Origin of the sequence: Thiohalorhabdus sp. (assembly GCF_046545655.1) — a bacterium.
Taxonomy (GTDB): domain Bacteria; phylum Pseudomonadota; class Gammaproteobacteria; order Thiohalorhabdales; family Thiohalorhabdaceae; genus Thiohalorhabdus.
Genome location: NZ_JBKGZG010000003.1, coordinates 1 through 12,440, shown reverse-complemented (window position 1 = coordinate 12,440; position 12,440 = coordinate 1). Strand labels below are relative to the sequence as shown.

General features: G+C 68.5%; 13 protein-coding genes. 9 read left to right on the top strand and 4 right to left on the bottom strand.

The genetic code is table 11. The annotated features are described in order from the left end of the window. The first annotated feature begins 6 nt into the window (after window positions 1–6). Both ACLFRB_RS01365 and ACLFRB_RS01360 read left to right on the top strand, forming a co-directional pair. Window positions 7–1,716 (top strand): tetratricopeptide repeat protein, encoded by a 1,710-nt coding sequence (locus tag ACLFRB_RS01365; RefSeq protein ID WP_411067202.1) that lies wholly within the window; start codon window positions 7–9, stop codon window positions 1,714–1,716. Next, entirely contained in the window at window positions 1,713–2,396 is a 684-nt protein-coding gene (locus ACLFRB_RS01360) for a CsiV family protein (RefSeq protein ID WP_411067201.1), read from the top strand. The genes ACLFRB_RS01365 and ACLFRB_RS01360 overlap by 4 nt, the downstream gene beginning before the upstream one ends. 93 nt (window positions 2,397–2,489) lie before the next feature. Here the strand turns inward: ACLFRB_RS01360 and ACLFRB_RS01355 are convergent, their stop codons facing one another. Then, window positions 2,490–2,864: a DsrE/DsrF/DrsH-like family protein gene (locus ACLFRB_RS01355; protein WP_411067200.1), complete on the bottom strand. Its 375-nt coding sequence runs from the start codon at window positions 2,862–2,864 to the stop codon at window positions 2,490–2,492. A 262-nt stretch (window positions 2,865–3,126) separates the two neighbouring features. On the opposite strand from ACLFRB_RS01355, the gene ACLFRB_RS01350 reads away from it, so the two are divergent. The 7 genes from ACLFRB_RS01350 (at window position 3,127) to egtB (ending at window position 9,261) form a co-directional block, all read left to right on the top strand. Then, window positions 3,127–3,810: a site-2 protease family protein gene (locus tag ACLFRB_RS01350; protein ID WP_411067199.1), complete on the top strand. Its 684-nt coding sequence runs from the start codon at window positions 3,127–3,129 to the stop codon at window positions 3,808–3,810. 10 nt (window positions 3,811–3,820) lie between these two features. Further along, complete coding sequence (locus ACLFRB_RS01345; protein ID WP_411067198.1) at window positions 3,821–5,044, top strand: tryptophan--tRNA ligase; 1,224 nt, start codon at window positions 3,821–3,823, stop codon at window positions 5,042–5,044. A gap of 19 nt (window positions 5,045–5,063) precedes the next feature. Beyond that, window positions 5,064–5,840: a segregation and condensation protein A gene (locus tag ACLFRB_RS01340; protein ID WP_411067197.1), complete on the top strand. Its 777-nt coding sequence runs from the start codon at window positions 5,064–5,066 to the stop codon at window positions 5,838–5,840. After that, window positions 5,837–6,472: an SMC-Scp complex subunit ScpB gene (gene scpB / locus ACLFRB_RS01335; protein ID WP_411067196.1), complete on the top strand. Its 636-nt coding sequence runs from the start codon at window positions 5,837–5,839 to the stop codon at window positions 6,470–6,472. Before ACLFRB_RS01340 ends, scpB begins: the two co-directional genes overlap by 4 nt. Continuing rightward, on the top strand, window positions 6,465–7,226 hold the full coding sequence (locus ACLFRB_RS01330; RefSeq protein ID WP_411067195.1) for a pseudouridine synthase: 762 nt from the start codon (window positions 6,465–6,467) through the stop codon (window positions 7,224–7,226). The genes scpB and ACLFRB_RS01330 overlap by 8 nt, the downstream gene beginning before the upstream one ends. Beyond that, window positions 7,219–7,914 (top strand): endonuclease III domain-containing protein, encoded by a 696-nt coding sequence (locus ACLFRB_RS01325; protein WP_411067194.1) that lies wholly within the window; start codon window positions 7,219–7,221, stop codon window positions 7,912–7,914. The genes ACLFRB_RS01330 and ACLFRB_RS01325 overlap by 8 nt, the downstream gene beginning before the upstream one ends. A 75-nt stretch (window positions 7,915–7,989) precedes the next feature. Continuing rightward, window positions 7,990–9,261, top strand: coding sequence for an ergothioneine biosynthesis protein EgtB (egtB, locus tag ACLFRB_RS01320; RefSeq protein ID WP_411067193.1), 1,272 nt, complete (start codon window positions 7,990–7,992; stop codon window positions 9,259–9,261). 91 nt (window positions 9,262–9,352) lie between these two features. Here egtB and ACLFRB_RS01315 read toward each other — a convergent pair whose 3' ends face one another. From ACLFRB_RS01315 to ACLFRB_RS01305, 3 genes are all read right to left on the bottom strand, one after another. Further along, the gene (locus tag ACLFRB_RS01315) at window positions 9,353–10,606 is read right to left on the bottom strand and encodes a YeeE/YedE family protein (RefSeq protein WP_411067192.1); all 1,254 of its coding nucleotides are present in this window, start codon (window positions 10,604–10,606) and stop codon (window positions 9,353–9,355) included. Between the two features lie 463 nt (window positions 10,607–11,069). Next, on the bottom strand, window positions 11,070–11,828 hold the full coding sequence (locus tag ACLFRB_RS01310; RefSeq protein ID WP_411067191.1) for an SDR family NAD(P)-dependent oxidoreductase: 759 nt from the start codon (window positions 11,826–11,828) through the stop codon (window positions 11,070–11,072). A gap of 17 nt (window positions 11,829–11,845) precedes the next feature. After that, window positions 11,846–12,440, bottom strand: a 595-nt coding sequence (locus ACLFRB_RS01305) for a squalene/phytoene synthase family protein (protein ID WP_411067190.1), incomplete at its 5' end; no start/stop codon positions are given.

The following is a 12,440-nucleotide window of genomic DNA, read 5'->3' as shown; positions in this document are numbered from 1 at the left end:
AACGCCTTGCCGCCCATTCCCCGGGTCCTGTACGCCGCCCTCGCCCTGCTCCTGGCCGGGGCCTTGCCATTGTTCTCCACCGCGGCCCTAGCGCAGCAGCCGCCCGAGCTTCCCCAATTGCAGGGCCCCGACGGGCCGTCGGGGGCCCTGCAGGAGCGCATCGATGTCCTCCGTGAGCAGAACGGTCAGCTGCGCCGCCAGGTGCAGGAGCTCCGCGAGCGCACCACCCGGTTGGAAAGCGACCTGTCCCACATCCGGGAACAGACGGGGACGCGCGTTGAGAGCCTCGACCAGCGCCTCGCCGACGAGACTTCCAGCCTGGAATCCACCCTGGCCCTCTACATGCGGGTGGGTACCTTCGTGCTCATCCTGCTCGGCGTTTTCGGCTTCGGCTACATCCACACCATGCTGCGGGACATCATCGAGCGCGCCACCAGCAGCCATCTGCGCAGCGAGGAGTTCAGCAGGAGCCTGTCGGAGAAGGTGGAGCAGGTGGCCCAGGAGGCGCGCGAGTCCATCCTTGAGGAGAACAAGGAGGAAACACGCCGCCTCACCCGCAAGCTCATCGACGAGTTCCTTACCGAGGAGCGGTCCCGGATCGAGCGGGCCGTGGAGGAGGAGCAGAACGCCCTGAAGAAGCTGCGCGAGGAGCACCTCGACCTGCAGTCGCCGGTCTCCCCGGAGGCGGGGGCCTATCTGGAAACGGTGGCCACCGCGGTGAGCGACCGCAGCCTGGATCTGCTCACCGACGACGAGCTCTACTACGCCATGCTGGAAGCGGACAGCAAATCCAACTACGCCGAGGCGGAGCGCTACGCCCGCGAGCTCCTGCGCCGCCACCCCAGCACCGCCGACAGCCTTTCCAACCTGGCCTGGATCCTGGAGCACACCGGCCGGGTGGAGGAGGCCGAGGCGCACTACAAGCGGGCCCTGGAGGCGGACCCCAGGCGCGCTGACATCGCCCGTTATTACGCCTATCTGCTGGACTCCCTGAACCGGCAGGAAGAGGCCCAACGGGTCCTGGGCCACGCCCTGGAGCAGTCCCCCGGCGACCCGGGCACCCTCCGCCAGTACGCCAATCTCCTGGCGCGCCGCCAGCAGCCCGAGGAGGCCGAGCGCCTGCTGCGGGAGGGCCTGGAGGCCAACCCCGAGGACGCCCTACTGTTGAGCGCCCATGCGCGGGTTCTCTGGCAGCTGGGAAGCTGGGATGCGGCCGCCGAGCGCTACCGCCAGGCCCTTCAGGTCCAGCCCAACGACCCGGCCCTGCTCGGCGAGGTGGCCGAGATGGAGCTGGAACGTGGTAACCTCGAGCGGGCGGTGCATGACGTCAGCGCCCTGCTGGAACAGGCCCCCGACTCCGTGGACGGCTTGATGCTCCGGGGCCGGATCAACCTGCAGGCCAGCCGCTTCGACGAGGCCGAGACCGATTTCCGCCAGGCCCTGGACCAGAAGGAGGACCGTCCGGGCCCCCTGTTCTCCCTCGGCCTCGCCCTCCTCGGCCAGGGCCGCCATGCCGAGGCGACGGAGGTGTACAATCGGGCCCTGCACCTTGCCGGGGACCCGGAGACCGTGCGCAGCCGGGGCGTGGAGCCCCTGCGCGCCCTCTCCGAAACGCACGAGATCCCCGAAGCGGGATCGTTCCTGGAATGGCTGGAGGGCGCCGCCCACCCGGCGGCGGGCACCGAATCGGAAGAGAGCGAGGCGAGCGAACAGTGAGGCACTTTGTCCTGACGTTGCTGGCGGGAGCCGCGGCTCTGGTAACGAGTCCGGCCGGGGCGGTGGCCGAGGACCCCTCGGATCAGGAAGAGACCCCTTACGTGGTCCGCTTCCTGCTGTTCCAGCACCAGGACTACTGGGACGACCCGGCCCTCGCCTCCCCTCCGCGTCGCGACGAACTGGCGCTGCGGGCCGATGGGGCGGGATCGGGTAACGCTCCGGAGGAAGAGGATCCCATGGAGGGCCTCTGGGAGCGCCTGTCCCGCGACGATGACTACCGCCCCCTTGCCCAGGGGACGCTCACGGCCCCGGCAGTCCCCGAGGAGGAGGCCACTCCGGTGACGCTGGAAGAATCCTGGCCGGCCAGCATCCGGCCGAGCTTCGCCGCCCTCGAAGGGGTGGCGGACCGGCCCCTCCGGACTCTCCTCGGCGATGGGGGTGGCGATCAACCCGCCGACTGGATCACCGACCGTCTCCAGGGCTCCCTCACCTTCCACAAGGGCCGGTACGCGCACCTTGCCGTGAACCTGGCGCTCACCGAGCACCGCCGCTGGATGCCCTGGGGGGTGGATACCCGCCATTACTTCCTTCGCCAGAGCCGCCGCCTGCTGCCGGATCAGTACTACTACTTCGACCACCCCCGCTTCGGACTCATCGCCCGCATCGAGGAGCGGGAGTAGACACCCGGTCCGGGTCCCAGCCCACGGACCCTGGCAACACGGCGAAAAAAAGCCCGCCGTTTCCGGCGGGCTTTGGCACTGCGAAGGTCGACCTTAGTAGGTCATCACGCAGGTGTCCTCGTCCATCGCCTGGGTGATGACGTAGGCGCCGCCTACCACCTCTTCGACCTCGGGGATCAGGCCGTCCTTGTCGACGCCCAGCAGATCCAGGGTGGGGGTGCAGGCCATGAACTTCACGCCGGCCTCGTGGGCGTCCTTGATGAAGTCATAGACGGTCTTGTCGCTGCCTTCCTGGACCACGAGGTTCTCGGCCACGCCCTTCTTGGCCAGCTCGCCGGCGCCGCCGGTCATGACGACCTCCACCTCGAACTCCATGGCCGCGGCCACGGTGGCCTGAAAGAACGGCGCGCCCAGCTCGGACCCGTGGCGCGGATCCGTGTTCACCATAACCATCAGCAGCTTTTCCATGAGGCCCTCCTCCTGGCGCTCGTGCGAATGCGGTCGCCTGTTCGTCTGGGGAATTTAAGAATTTTGGGATAATTCCATAAGCGAACTGCAGGGGCAAACAGGATCTTTGATCTACCCATAAAGCAGCCCCTCCCCACTTCCTCTCCGGGGGAGGGCCGCCACCTTAGCAGGCCGCGGCCCAACCTTCGACCCCGATGAGGGGCGCGGGTTTCTGCCCTCCGCCGGTTTGCCCCGCGACACACCCAACCCCTATACTTCCGCGATGGAATTGACCCTGATTCAGAAGATCGTCATCTGGGCGCCGCCGGTGCTTCTGGCCATCACCCTGCACGAGGTGGCCCACGGCTGGGTCGCGCGGCTGTTCGGGGACGATACGGCCTATGTCATGGGCCGCCTGACGCTCAATCCACTCCGGCACGTGGACCCCATCGGCACGGTGGCCCTCCCGGCAGTCCTCGTGATCCTGGGCTCGCCGTTCATCTTCGGCTGGGCCAAGCCGGTGCCGGTGGCCTTCGGCAACCTGCGCAACCCCAAGCAGGACATGGTCTACGTAGCCCTCGCGGGCCCCATGGCCAACCTGGGCATGGCCCTGGCGTGGACTGTGGTGACCGCCGTCGGTCTGGCCATGCTGCCGGGCATGGCCTACCTCGGCGAACCCCTCATGCTCATGGGCGCGGCAGGCATCCTGATCAACACCGTGCTCATGGTCCTGAACCTGGTGCCCATCCCGCCCCTGGACGGCGGGCGGGTGGCGGTGGGCCTGCTGCCCCACCCGGCGAGCCGCTGGGTCTCCTACCTGGAGCCCTTCGGCCTGCCCATCCTGCTGGTGCTGCTGTTCACCGGCACCCTGGGCCTGATCATCGGCGGCCCCATCTTCTACGTTTCCGACTCCCTCATGGGCCTCGCGGGCATGGACCTGCGGACCCTGCTGCAATTCCTCGCATAACGAACCGACCATGACCACGACATCCCTGGAACAGCCTCAAGGCAAGCGGATCCTCTCCGGCATGCGCCCCACCGGCCGCCTCCACCTCGGCCACTACCACGGCGTGCTCAAGAACTGGCTGGAGCTGCAGAAGGCCAATGACTGCTTCTTCTTCGTTGCCGACTGGCACGCCCTGACCACCAGCTACGAGGACCCCCGCGGCATCCCCGAGGCCACCTGGGAGATGCTGGTGGACTGGCTGGCGGTGGGCGTCGATCCCGAGCAGGCGGTGCTGTTTGTCCAGTCGGCGGTGAAGCAGCACGCGGAGCTGCACCTGCTGCTGTCCATGATCACCCCCCTGCCCTGGCTGGAACGGGTGCCGACCTTCCGCGACCAGCAGGAGCAGCTGGCGGACCGGAACCTGGCCACCTACGGCTTCCTCGGCTATCCCCTGCTGCAGAGCGCTGACATCCTCATCTACAAGGCCGACGGCGTCCCGGTGGGCGAGGATCAGCTCTCCCACCTGGACCTGACCCGGCAGGTGGCCCGCCATTTCAACTGGCTGTACGGCCGCGAGGCGGACCACGACGAAAGGGTGGAGGCGGCCCTCAAGAAGATGCCCAAGAAAGCCGCCGGCCAATTCAAGAAGCTGCGCGCGGCGTGGCGGGAGGCCGGCGACGGCGAGGCCCTCGAACAGGGCAAGGGCCTGCTCGGGGAACAGCAGAACCTGGGACGCGATGACCGGGAGCGCCTGTTGGGCGAGCTGGAGGGGCGCGCCCGGGAGATCCTGCCCGAACCCGAGGCCCTGCTTACCCCCGATGCCAAGTTCCCGGGGCTGGACGGACGCAAGATGTCCAAGTCCTACGGCAACACCATCGGCCTGCGGGAGGCCCCCGAGCAGGTCACGGAGAAGATCCGCACCATGCCCACGGACCCGGCGCGGGTACGGCGCACCGATCCCGGCACCCCCGAGAAATGCCCGGTGTGGGAGCTCCACCAGGTCTACTCCGACGCGGAGACGAAGGCCTGGGCCCACGAGGGCTGCACCACCGCCGGCATCGGCTGCGTCGATTGCAAGGGGCCGGTGATCGAGGCGGTGCTCGCCGAGCAGGCCCCCATCCGCAAACGGGCCGAGGAGCTCGCCGCGGACCCCGACCGAGTCTGGGCGCTGGTGGCCGAGGGCAACCGCCAAGCCGCGCGCATCGCCGAGGAGACCCTCACCGAGGTGCGGGGCGTCCTGGGGCTGGGTCGCTGACCCGCCGGCGGGGGCGAGCATGAGCGAAGCCGAGGCCGTCGCCAAGGTCCACGGGGAGCCGCTGGTCCAGCTCCCCGACGACCTCTACATCCCCCCGGAGGCCCTGGAGGTGTTCCTCGATTCCTTCGAGGGCCCCCTGGATCTCCTCCTCTACCTGATCCGGCGGCACCGCGTGGACATCTCCGTCATCTCCATCCAGGCGGTGGCGCACCAGTACATGCAGTACGTGGAGCTCATGCGCCAGAACCGCTTGGATCTGGCGGGCGAGTACCTGGTGATGGCCGCCACGCTGGCCGAGATGAAATCCCGCACCCTGCTGCCGCGTCCCCCCGCCGCCGAGGAGGACGAGGAGGAGGATCCCCGCACCGAGCTGATCCGCCGCCTGCAGGAGTACGAGCGCTTCAAGGAGGCGGCGGAGGCCCTGGACCGGCTGCCTCGGCAGGAGCGCGACTTCTTCGTGGCCCGCGCCCCCATGGACCCCGCGGCGGAGACCCCCCAAGCCGAGGCCTCCCTGCTGGACCTGCTGGAGGCCTTCCAAGGGGTACTGCAGCGGGTGGAGCTGCACAGGGAGCACGAGGTGGGCCCGCAGGGGCTCACCGTGCGCCAGCGCATGAGCGAAGTGCTGGCCCGTCTGGAGAGCGGCACCGCCTACCGTTTCACCGAGCTCCTGGACGGCCAGGAGGGCCGCGAGGGGCTGGTGGTGACCTTCCTGGCCCTGCTGGAGCTGGCCAAGAGCCGGATGATCGAGCTGGTCCAGGTGGAAGCCCTGCATCCCCTCTATATCCGCGTGCCATGACCGAGGATACCGACAAGCTGCGCCGGATCGTCGAGGCCGCCCTGTTCGCCGCCCAGGAGGCGCTGTCGGTGGCCCAGCTGCAGCGCCTCTTCGACGACGAGGCGGCCCCCGGGCGCGCGTCCCTTGAGGGCGTCCTTTCCAAGCTGCAGGAGGAGTACGCCGACCGCGGCGTGCGCCTGGTGGACACGGGCGGCGGCTACCAGTTCCAGACCCACCCCGACACCAACCCCTGGGTCTATCGCCTCCACCAGAGCCGGCCGCCGCGCTTCTCCCGGGCCGTTCTGGAGACCCTGGCCATCATCGCCTACCGCCAGCCCGCCACCCGCTCGGAGATCGAGGACATTCGCGGCGTCACCCTCAGCTCAGGGGTCCTCAAGACCCTGACGGACCGGCAGTGGATCCAGGTGGTTGGCCGCAAGGACGTCCCGGGCCGCCCCTCCCTCTACGGCACCACCAAACAGTTCCTAAGCTACTTCGGCCTGAACAGCCTGGACGAGCTGCCCCCCCTCAAGGAAGTCGAGGAGGCGGACCTGGCCTCCCTCGCCGCCCACCTGGACATCGCCGCCGGGGCGGAGAGCGAGGCTCCCGAGGAGGGTCCCGGAACTTCCAGTCCGGAGGCCGGGGATGGATGAACGGGTGCAGAAAGTTCTGGCCCGGGCCGGATGGGCCAGCCGCCGGCAGGCGGACGCCTGGGTGGCCGCCGGCCGGGTGACCATCAACGGCCGCGTGGCGCGGCCGGGGGATCGCGCGGGGCCCGGGGACGAGGTGGCCCTGGACGGCAAACCGCTGGTGAAGGGCCCCACCCAACCGGAGACCCGGGTGCTGGCCTACCACAAGCCGGTGGGCGAGGTCTGTACCCGCTCCGACCCTCAGGGCCGTCCCACCATCTTCGACCGCCTGCCCGCGCCCGGTGTCGGGCGCTGGCTCCAGGTGGGCCGGCTGGACGTGAACTCCTCCGGCCTGCTTCTGCTCACCACCGACGGCGACCTGGCCAACGGCCTCATGCACCCCTCCCGCAAGGTGGAGCGGGAGTACCGGGTGCGGGTTCGCGGCGTGCCGGACGAGGCGACCCGGGAGCGTCTCGTCTCCAGGGTGGAGCTGGAGGATGGGCCGGCCCGCTTCCAAAGCGTCGAGCTCCTGCCCGTCCGGGGGCGCCATGCCGATCTGCGGGTGGTACTCACCGAGGGCCGCAAGCGGGAGGTGCGACGGCTTCTGGAGGCGGTGGGCCACCCGGTGAGCCGGCTCCTGCGCACCCGCTACGGCCCGGTCCCCCTCCCCCGGGACCTGGAGCCCGGGCAGTACCGGGAGCTGGGGGCCGAGACGGTGGCCGCCCTTCGGGACCTGGCCCGAAGGCCCAGCCATGCCCGGAGAGGCGAGGATGGCTGAGCCGAATTCCGGGGTCCGACCCGGCGTAGGGCTTTCCTTCGCCGGCATCTACGAGGGCCTCCTGGAGGCCTTCGGCCCCCAGCACTGGTGGCCGGCCGACACCCCCTTCGAGGTGGCCGTGGGCGCCGTCCTCACCCAGAACACCGCCTGGACCAACGTGGAGCGCGCCATCGCCAACCTCAAGGAGGCGGGCTGCCTGACCCCACAGGGGCTCCTGGACCTTTCCCCCGAGCGGCTGGCCGAGCTCATCCGCCCCGCCGGCTACTTCAACGTCAAGGCGGCGCGACTGCGCGCCCTTTGCGAGTTCCTCCTCGGGGAATGCCCGGAGGGAGACATCCGGCATCTCGCCCCGCGCCCCACCACCTCCGTCCGCAACGAGCTCCTGCGGGTGAAAGGGGTCGGAGAGGAGACCGCCGATTCCATCCTGCTCTACGCCCTAGACCACCCCGTCTTCGTTGTGGATGCCTACACCGTGCGCATCTTCCAGCGGTTGGACCTTCTGGAGACGGGCCTCTCCTACGGGGACGTCCAGGCGCGCTTCCATGCGGCCCTGCCTACCGACCGCGCCCTGTTCAACGAATACCACGCGCTGGTGGTTGCCCTGGGCAAGGACCACTGCAAGCCCCGCCCCCGCTGCGGCGCCTGCCCCCTGCGGGTGGATTGCCCCACTGCCGGGAGCCCCGATTGACCCCACGGCATCCGCTGGCCTACCCAGTCCCTTGAATCCAGGTTGGCCCTTCGCTACGAAACGGAAGGGGATCCCATGACGAGCATACAAAACGCCCCCGACACGGACCGCCTCACCGATCGTTACCGACGGGTCCGTCAGACCACCGAGGCCCTCTGTGCCCCGCTCTCCCCCGAGGACTGCCTGGCCCAGTCCATGACGGAGGCCAGCCCGGCCAAATGGCACTTGGCCCACACCACCTGGTTCTTCGAGACCTTCATTCTCGAAGCCCATCAGGAGGGCTTCCGGCCCTTCGGGGAGCAGTACCGGGTGCTCTTCAATTCGTACTACAACGGCATCGGCGAGCAGCACCCCCGCCCGCAGCGGGGACTGCTCACCCGCCCCGCCCTCGAGGAGGTCTACGCCTACCGCGCCCATGTGGACGCGGCCATCGACGCCCTGCTGGACTCGCCAAAGGGGGAGGCCATCGCCGGGCTGGTGGAGCTGGGCCTCAACCACGAGCAGCAGCACCAGGAGCTGATCCTCATGGACCTCAAGCACCTGTTCAGCTGCAATCCCCTGGACCCGGTCTACTGGAGGCCCCCGTCCCATGCCGGGCGGGAGTCCCCGCCGCTGACCTGGCACCATTTCGGCGAGGGAATCCGCCAGCTGGGCCATCCAGGAGGGGGCTTCCACTACGACAACGAAGGTCCCCAGCACCGGGTCTTCCTGGAGCCTTTCCAGATCGCCTCCCGCCCCGTCACCTGCGGGGAGTACCTGGACTTCATCGCCGACGGGGGCTACCGCCGCCCCGAGCTGTGGCTGGAGGTGGGCTGGAACCGGCTCCGGAAGGAAGGCTGGGAGGCGCCCCAGTACTGGCGCCGGGACGCCGACGGCTCGTGGACCGTCTTCACCCTGCGCGGCCGGCGCCCGGTGGACCCCAACGAGCCGGTATGCCACGTGAGCTACTTCGAGGCCGACGCCTTCGCCCGGTGGGCCGGGGCGCGCCTCCCCACCGAGGCGGAATGGGAGGTGGCCACCCGGGAGCGCCCCGGCCCCCGAGGGACCTTCCTGGAGGACAACCTCCTGCATCCGGTCCCGGCCCCGGGGGAAGGCCGGGCGCCGGTCCAGATGCTCGGCGATGTCTGGGAATGGACGGGAAGCGCCTACCTCCCCTACCCCGGCTACCGCCCCCCGGAAGGGGCGGTGGGGGAGTACAACGGCAAGTTCATGGTGGATCAAATGGTCCTGCGCGGCGGCAGCTGCGCCACCCCCCGCTCCCACATCCGGGAAACCTACCGCAACTTCTTCCCCACCGACGCCCGTTGGCCCTTCACCGGCTTCCGCCTGGCCCGCTCCGGCTCCTGAGTCCCCAACAAAAAAGCCCCCGCAAGGCGGGGGCTGGCACGAGCAACCTACTAGAGCTTCTAGAAAGGATGCCTAACCGAGGCGGCGCTCCTCACACCTGCTCCAGGGAGCGCATGCCGTTGGGCAGCAGCTTCATGTCGGCGAGGCCGGCGACCAGGGCCTTGCCGAAGGTGGCCTCGTCCTCGTACACCATCTTGTAGAACTGGATCTTCATGGTCAGGGCCGCGCCCACCACGATGGAGGCGAAGGTCAGGAAGCTGCCCAGGGCCAGGGTGGACACGCCGGTCACACCCTGCCCGATGGTGCAGCCCATGCCCATCACGCCGCCGATGCCCATCAGGAAGCCACCGATGATGTGGCTGCCGGCGTCCTTCCAGGAGGCGAACCACTCGAACCGGAAGGTGCGGCTCACCAGGGCCCACAGCAGGGAGCCCACGATCACGCCGGCCAGGGCCAGGAGGCCGAAGCTCAGGAGGTTGGAGCCGAAGCCCTCGGTCAACCACCGAGCCAAGTCCCCCGCGGGGGAGATGAAGGTGTAGGACTGGGCCGAGGCGTGCTGAACGGGCTTGTCGGAGGCCATGGCCATCTCGCCCATCCACTCCTGGCCCTTGGGTCCGGCGGTCACGTACCAAGCGGCCACCACTCCCAAGCCGATCACGGCACCGCCCAGGATGTTGTTGAAGCGGCCCCGGAAATCCTGGGACTTGAAGGCAAAGGCCAGGAGGGCGATAACCAGGATGGTGCCCAGCACGTAGTTCATGGTGCTCGCGGAGGCGCCCACCATCGGACCAATGATGCCGCCCAGGGACTGGTCATTGGCTCCGAGTCCTTCCAGGTCCACGGCGACGGAGCTCATCGGCACCTGCAGAAGCCGCTGGGTGCCCTCGTGGAACATCATCAGGTAGGCGCCGAGGGCGATGAACGCCAGCACCACCACCGACTTGAGGTTGCCCCCGCCGATGCGGACCAGCGTCTTGTTGCCGCAGCCACTGCCCAGGGTCATGCCGATGCCGAACAGCAGGCCGCCCACGATGTGGCCCAGCCAGACGAAGTTGCCGTTCCGATACGGCGGGAAGGTGCTCAGGCCAGTGAAGGCATCGGCCTGGCCGGAGCTGATTGCTGTAATGGCAGGATCCATGACCCCGGTTACGCCCATCAGCAGGACACCGGCCATAGCGACGGCCATGGCGAAGACCCAGGAGCGCATGCGGCCGGTGTCCTGGATGTTAATCCAGTCCGAGACTGCGCCCATGGTGCAAAAGTTGGTCTTGTTGGCGACCGCGCCCATCACCACGGCCACCAGGAACCCCCAGAGGAGGATTTCTTGGGTTAGGGTGAGATCCATTGCTTTTACCTCAAAAAGCGTCCGTTGGGTTTTCGAACCCGCCCGACCAGGGCTCTTCGATAACGGGTAAGTCCGGTATGGCCGTCGGCATTCCCCACCCGACCCTGGTCGGGAATGCCGCCGATACCGGCAATGCACCGGGGACCCCGTGGCAGGCGACCGGAAGAGCCATGCCAGCCGGGGATCATCACCGTCCCCATTCGGAGACGGTGCCCTTTCTGCAATCCCCATACCATATCGAACGCCGTACCATATGGGGAACATCCCTCTTCCCCTTCCCGGGAAGCTGGACCAATCTGGACAGCCGCGCGGCCATGGTGGCCGGTTTGGGACGGAACGAGACCCAATGAGGCCCCGCGGGAGGGGAGAAAGTTCCCGTGTACAGAGGGAAATAATGAGGGGTCCGGAAACAAGGAAGGCCGGCGCGGGGGACGCCGGCCTGGCAAGCCAACCCCTTAAGAAATCAACCGAATAGGGGGTCGTCCGGACCCACCCGCTCTCCCTGGCGGGGCGTGCCAGTCGGGGCCGCAAGCTCCAGGAACAAGGGGGCCAGGTCCGCGGGATCCCGCCAATGGGCCGGATCGACGGCGGGATAGGCCTCCTCCTGCAGGGCGGTACGGACGGCACCCGGCTCCACCACGTTGACGCGGACCCTGGCCTGATCCGTCTCTTCCCCCAGCATGCGGGCCAAGCCTTCGAGCCCCACCTTCGAGACGCCGTAGGCCCCCCAGTAGGCCCGAGGGCGCCCGCCGACCTCATCGCTGACGAAGGTCACGGTGGGATCCTCGGCCTGCCGCAGCAGCCGCAACAGGGGCTGGGTGAGGAGGAAGGGGGCGGTCAGGTTCACCCGCAGGACCTTCTCCCAGGTCTCCGGGGAGAACTGCTCCAGCGGGGTAAGGGCGCCCAGGATGGCGGCCGCGTGCACGATCCCGTCCAGCCGGCCCAGCTCTCCCTCGATGGTTTCCGCCAGGCGGGCGTAATCCTCGGGCTGCGCCCCGGCCAGGTCCACGGCGAAGATGGCCGGCTGAGGATGGCCCTGCTGCTCGATCTCGTCGTAGAGGGCCTCAAGCCGAGACACCTCCTTGTCCAGCAGGACCACGGTGGCCCCGGCGGCGGCGAAGGCCAGGCTCACGGCCCGCCCCACTCCGGCTCCCGCCCCGGTAACCAGATAGACCCGACCCTTCAGGGTTGGCGCGGATGGCGTTCCTGTCTCCCCTCCCACTTCGTCCTCCTCACGGTTCATTGATTGGCGGCGCACTTGGCCCGCTTGCGCTCCCGCCGATAGGTTTTCCAGGCGATCCAGAACTTGCGCAGCGGCGTCAGCCGGATTTCATGGGTCAGGACGCTCTGGTCGGCATCCAGCACCTCCTGGAGGGTCTGACGGTAGATGGCCGCCATGATCAAGCCGGGGAGCTGGTTGTAGCGGTCCTCCTCCGGGAGCTCCTCCAGGGCCTGGCGGTAGAAGTCCCGGGCCCTTTGGCCCTCGAACTCCATGAGGCGGGAGAAGGCCTCGGAAGACCGACCGGCGAGGATGTCGCTCTCCGCCACCCCGTGAGCCCGCAAATCCTCCTGGGGCAGATAGATGCGGCCGCGCCCCGCGTCCTCGCCCACGTCCCGCAGGATATTGGTGAGCTGGAAGGCCAGTCCGAGCTTGTGGGCGTACCGGCGTGTGGCCCGATTCCCATAGCCGAAGATCTCAATGGACAGCAGGCCCACCACCGATGCCACCCGGTAGCAGTAGAGCTGAAGGTCAGAGAAGGACTCGTACCGATGGGTGGTGAGGTCCATCTCCACCCCGTCGATGATCTCGTGGAAATAGGCCTTCTCCAGGTTG

Excerpts from the sequence above, each read along its gene's own strand:
- ACLFRB_RS01345 (WP_411067198.1), top strand. The coding sequence starts at position 3,821 with ATGACCACGACATCCCTGGAACAGCCTCAAGGCAAGCGGATCCTCTCC.
- ACLFRB_RS01340 (WP_411067197.1), top strand. The coding sequence starts at position 5,064 with ATGAGCGAAGCCGAGGCCGTCGCCAAGGTCCACGGGGAGCCGCTGGTC.
- ACLFRB_RS01350 (WP_411067199.1), top strand. The coding sequence starts at position 3,127 with ATGGAATTGACCCTGATTCAGAAGATCGTCATCTGGGCGCCGCCGGTG.
- scpB (WP_411067196.1), top strand. The coding sequence starts at position 5,837 with ATGACCGAGGATACCGACAAGCTGCGCCGGATCGTCGAGGCCGCCCTG.
- egtB (WP_411067193.1), top strand. The coding sequence starts at position 7,990 with ATGACGAGCATACAAAACGCCCCCGACACGGACCGCCTCACCGATCGT.
- ACLFRB_RS01355 (WP_411067200.1), bottom strand. The coding sequence starts at position 2,864 with ATGGAAAAGCTGCTGATGGTTATGGTGAACACGGATCCGCGCCACGGG.
- ACLFRB_RS01315 (WP_411067192.1), bottom strand. The coding sequence starts at position 10,606 with ATGGATCTCACCCTAACCCAAGAAATCCTCCTCTGGGGGTTCCTGGTG.
- ACLFRB_RS01325 (WP_411067194.1), top strand. The coding sequence starts at position 7,219 with ATGGCTGAGCCGAATTCCGGGGTCCGACCCGGCGTAGGGCTTTCCTTC.
- ACLFRB_RS01330 (WP_411067195.1), top strand. The coding sequence starts at position 6,465 with ATGGATGAACGGGTGCAGAAAGTTCTGGCCCGGGCCGGATGGGCCAGC.